The 3536-nt window shown below is 39.2% G+C and carries 3 protein-coding genes; all 3 read left to right on the top strand.

Annotated elements, in window-relative coordinates:
- The first annotated feature begins 149 nt into the window (after positions 1 to 149).
- Positions 150 to 1298: a glycosyltransferase family 4 protein gene (locus H6G48_RS00995; protein WP_190718215.1), complete on the top strand. Its 1149-nt coding sequence runs from the start codon at positions 150 to 152 to the stop codon at positions 1296 to 1298.
- A gap of 9 nt (positions 1299 to 1307) precedes the next feature.
- Positions 1308 to 2642, top strand: a complete 1335-nt coding sequence (locus H6G48_RS00990; protein ID WP_190718212.1) for a TrkH family potassium uptake protein — start codon at positions 1308 to 1310, stop codon at positions 2640 to 2642.
- Between the two features lie 95 nt (positions 2643 to 2737).
- On the top strand, positions 2738 to 3427 hold the full coding sequence (locus H6G48_RS00985) for a potassium channel family protein (protein ID WP_061432893.1): 690 nt from the start codon (positions 2738 to 2740) through the stop codon (positions 3425 to 3427).
- The last annotated feature ends 109 nt before the right edge of the window (positions 3428 to 3536 follow it).

The following is a 3536-nucleotide window of genomic DNA, read 5'->3' as shown; positions in this document are numbered from 1 at the left end:
AAAGAAAGAGTTACCCAGTTTTAAGGCACTAGGTAAGGATGGACTGTGCCGCTTACTGTTTTATGAGACTAGGCTTCTTTATCAACTTTTGACAGACAATTTGGTAAAGTGATATTTGGCTAAATTAACTTTTTCTTAAGAGAATCTCAATGCACATTGCCTGGTTAGGAAAAAAATCTCCTTTTTGCGGTAACGTTACCTATGGGCGAGAAGTGACTAATTCCCTGCTCGATCGAGATTATCAAGTCAGTTTTCTGCATTTTTCTTCCGAAAAACCCACTGTCAGCGATTGGCCCGACTTTTACGACGAAATCACCCTGCCACGTCTCTATAGTTCCCAAGTCTATACTATTCCCACCCTGAAATCGAGTCGGGTTCTACAGGATAAACTCAGGGAACTGAAACCGGATCTAGTTCATGCGTCCTTACCCCTGTCTCCCCTCGATTTTCTGCTACCGGAAATTTGTGAGTCTTTAGATTTGCCTCTGGTGGCGACTTTTCACCCGGCTTTTGATAGTAAAATTCGCAATCTCATCTCTAGTACCCAATTATTAACCTACCAACTACACGCCCCTTTTTTAGCTAATTACGATAAAGTAATTATTTTTTCCACCTCTCAACGGGATTTTTTAGTTAAATTGGGAGTTCCCGAAGAAAAATTAGCAATTATTCCCAATGGGGTTGATGTTAATAAGTATTGTCCAGGACCCTCGAATATTAAAGCTCAATATAATGCCGATTGTTTATTTGTTTATCTCGGTCGGATCATGCCGGAGAAAAATGTAGAATCTTTATTGAAAGCTTGGAAAAAAACCAGTTTAGGTGATAGATGCAAACTGCTCATTGTGGGCGATGGTCCGTTAACTCCTTCCCTTAAACCTTTTTATGGAGAAGAAGATGGTATTATCTGGTTAGGTTTTATCGGCGATGAAAATAAACGAATTGAAATTTTGCGCGGGGTTGACTGCTTTATTTTACCCTCATTAGTGGAAGGTTTATCGATTTCCCTCTTAGAAGCGATGGCCTGCGGTGTTGCTTGTATGGCTACGGATGTGGGGGCCGATGGGGAAGTGTTAAAAGGTGCGGGAATAGTTCTAGATACTAAAGGACTAATTACCCAATTAAAAACTCTCTTGCCCGTATTACGAGATCATCCCGAATTAACCACAATTTTAGGTCAAAAAGCCCGTCAAAGAGTTTTAGACTCTTACACTCTCAGCAAAAATATCGATCGCTTACAGTTAGTTTATCAAGAAGTGTTAGCCAAACAACAATCTTCTCTTAGCTACTTTCACTAAGGAATTTATATGACGATTGCCCGGACAATTTGCTTGGGATTTATTGCGGTAATTTTAGCGGGAACTTCCCTGTTGATGTTGCCTGTTTCTACCACTAGCGGCACTTGGAATGACCCAATTGTTGCCCTCTTTACCTCCACTTCTGCTGTCTGTGTTACGGGTTTAGCAGTAGTAGATACGGGTACTTATTTTTCTTTTTGGGGTCAATTATTTATCGCTTTATTAATTCAAGTGGGTGGACTGGGATATATGACCACTACCACTTTTTTAATGTTATTAGTTGGGCGAAAATTTGACCTGAGACAGAAGTTAGCGATTCAAGAATCCTTTGATCGACCTTTCCTACAAGGTAGTCAAAGTTTAATGAAATCAGTGATTGCTACTACTTTAGTTTTTGAGTTAACAGCAACTTTGGTTATGTTAACTGTCTTCGCCCAAAAGTATGATTTTAGATCTGCGGTGTGGTTATCTTTATTCCATAGTATTAGTGCTTGGAATAATGCTGGTTTTGGCTTGTTTAAAGATAACTTGATGTCCTATCAATCCTCAATTATTATTAACTTAGCTATCACAGGATTGATCATTTTTGGAGGTATCGGTTATCAAGTAATTATCGAGTTTTATACTTGGTCTATTCACCGCTTTCGATATAAAAGAAAAGGCTTTGTTTTTTCTCTTAACTATAAAGTTGCTATCAGTACAACTATATTTTTATTAGTGATGGGAACATTGGCTTTTTTATTTACTGAACAGGGAAATGGTGACACTTTGGCTAATTTATCAATTAAAGATAAATTGCTGGCTGCTTGGTTCCAATCGGTAACATCGAGAACAGCAGGATTTAATACTATTGATATCGGTAAAATTTCCGTAGAAGGTTTATCAATTACCATGGCTCTCATGTTTATAGGAGCCAGTCCTAGCGGTACAGGCGGCGGTATTAAAACCACAACTTTTAGGATTTTATATAACTGTACCCGCTCGGTTTTAAGAGGTCGTGAAGAAGTGACTCTCTATCAAAGACGCATTCCTATGCCGTTAATTTTAAAGTCAATGGCGGTGGTTTTTGGTTCAGTTATAGCGATTATTATCTCCACCCTAGCTATCTCATTTGTGGAGACAGATTTTCAAATGATTCAACTGTTTTTTGAGGTAGTTTCTGCCTTTGGAACTGTCGGACTATCTATGGGTATAACCGCCGCTTTATCGCCGATTTCTAAGTTAATTATTGTTTTTATGATGTATCTGGGACGGGTGGGAGTTATACTTTTAATAGCGGCTATCATCGGCGATCCGAAACCAACAGTTATTAATTACCCCGAAGAAAACCTTTTAGTGGGATAATTAATATCAGTTATCAGTTATCAGTTATCAGTTTCTCCTGTCTCCTCACTCATTGACACTAGCATTTTAAATGCGTAACAGTTTAACTTAAAATTATGCAATCAATTAAATTTTTTAGTAGTATGCGTCCCCAAAATCGTCAATTTGCCGTCATCGGATTAGGCAGATTTGGGCGCGCCGTCTGTGAAACCTTACGCAAACAAGGTTATCAAGTGGTAGCGACAGATATTGACGAAGGATTAGTAGCACAAGCGTTATCCGATCGAATAGTAGATAATGCGATCGAGCTTGATTCTACCAAACCTAACGCCCTGCGAGAAGCGGGAATTTTTGAAACCGATACGGTGATTGTCGCTATTGGTAAATACGTGGAAGAAAGTATCATTACTACTCTCAATTGTAAGGAAGCGGGGGTTAATTTTGTCGCCGCTAAAGCCTCCACAGAAATCCATGGAAAATTACTCAAAAAAGTTGGTGCAGATTTAGTAGTTTTTCCCGAATACGATGCTGGTTGTGAGTTAGCGCACCGTTTAACTAGACCATCAATTTTAGAACGATTTGATCTCGATCCCGAACATAGTATTGTCGAGTTAAAAGTCCCGGAAGCTTTTCACGGTAAAACCCTAGCAGAGTTAGAAATTCGTAATCGTTATGGGTTAAATATTGTCGCTGTCGGTAATGCGGAAAAATTCAAGATTAACCCCAATCCCCAAGAAAGATTACACAAGGATTTAGCAATGGTGGTGATTGGTTCTAACCGAGATATTCAGCGTTTACCGATTTGACACTCCCCGCTCTAAAGAGACGGGGATTCTTGGTTCACAGAGATTACTTGCTTAGACAGAATTGCTTCTGAAAAAGTAGAGGTATTCTCTCCCCAAGCGTTTATTGGAT

The organism is Microcystis flos-aquae FACHB-1344 (assembly GCF_014698375.1).
Classification (GTDB): domain Bacteria; phylum Cyanobacteriota; class Cyanobacteriia; order Cyanobacteriales; family Microcystaceae; genus Microcystis; species Microcystis aeruginosa.
Note: the sequence above shows the minus strand (reverse complement) of the source record. Positions and strands in the feature narration are given on the sequence as shown.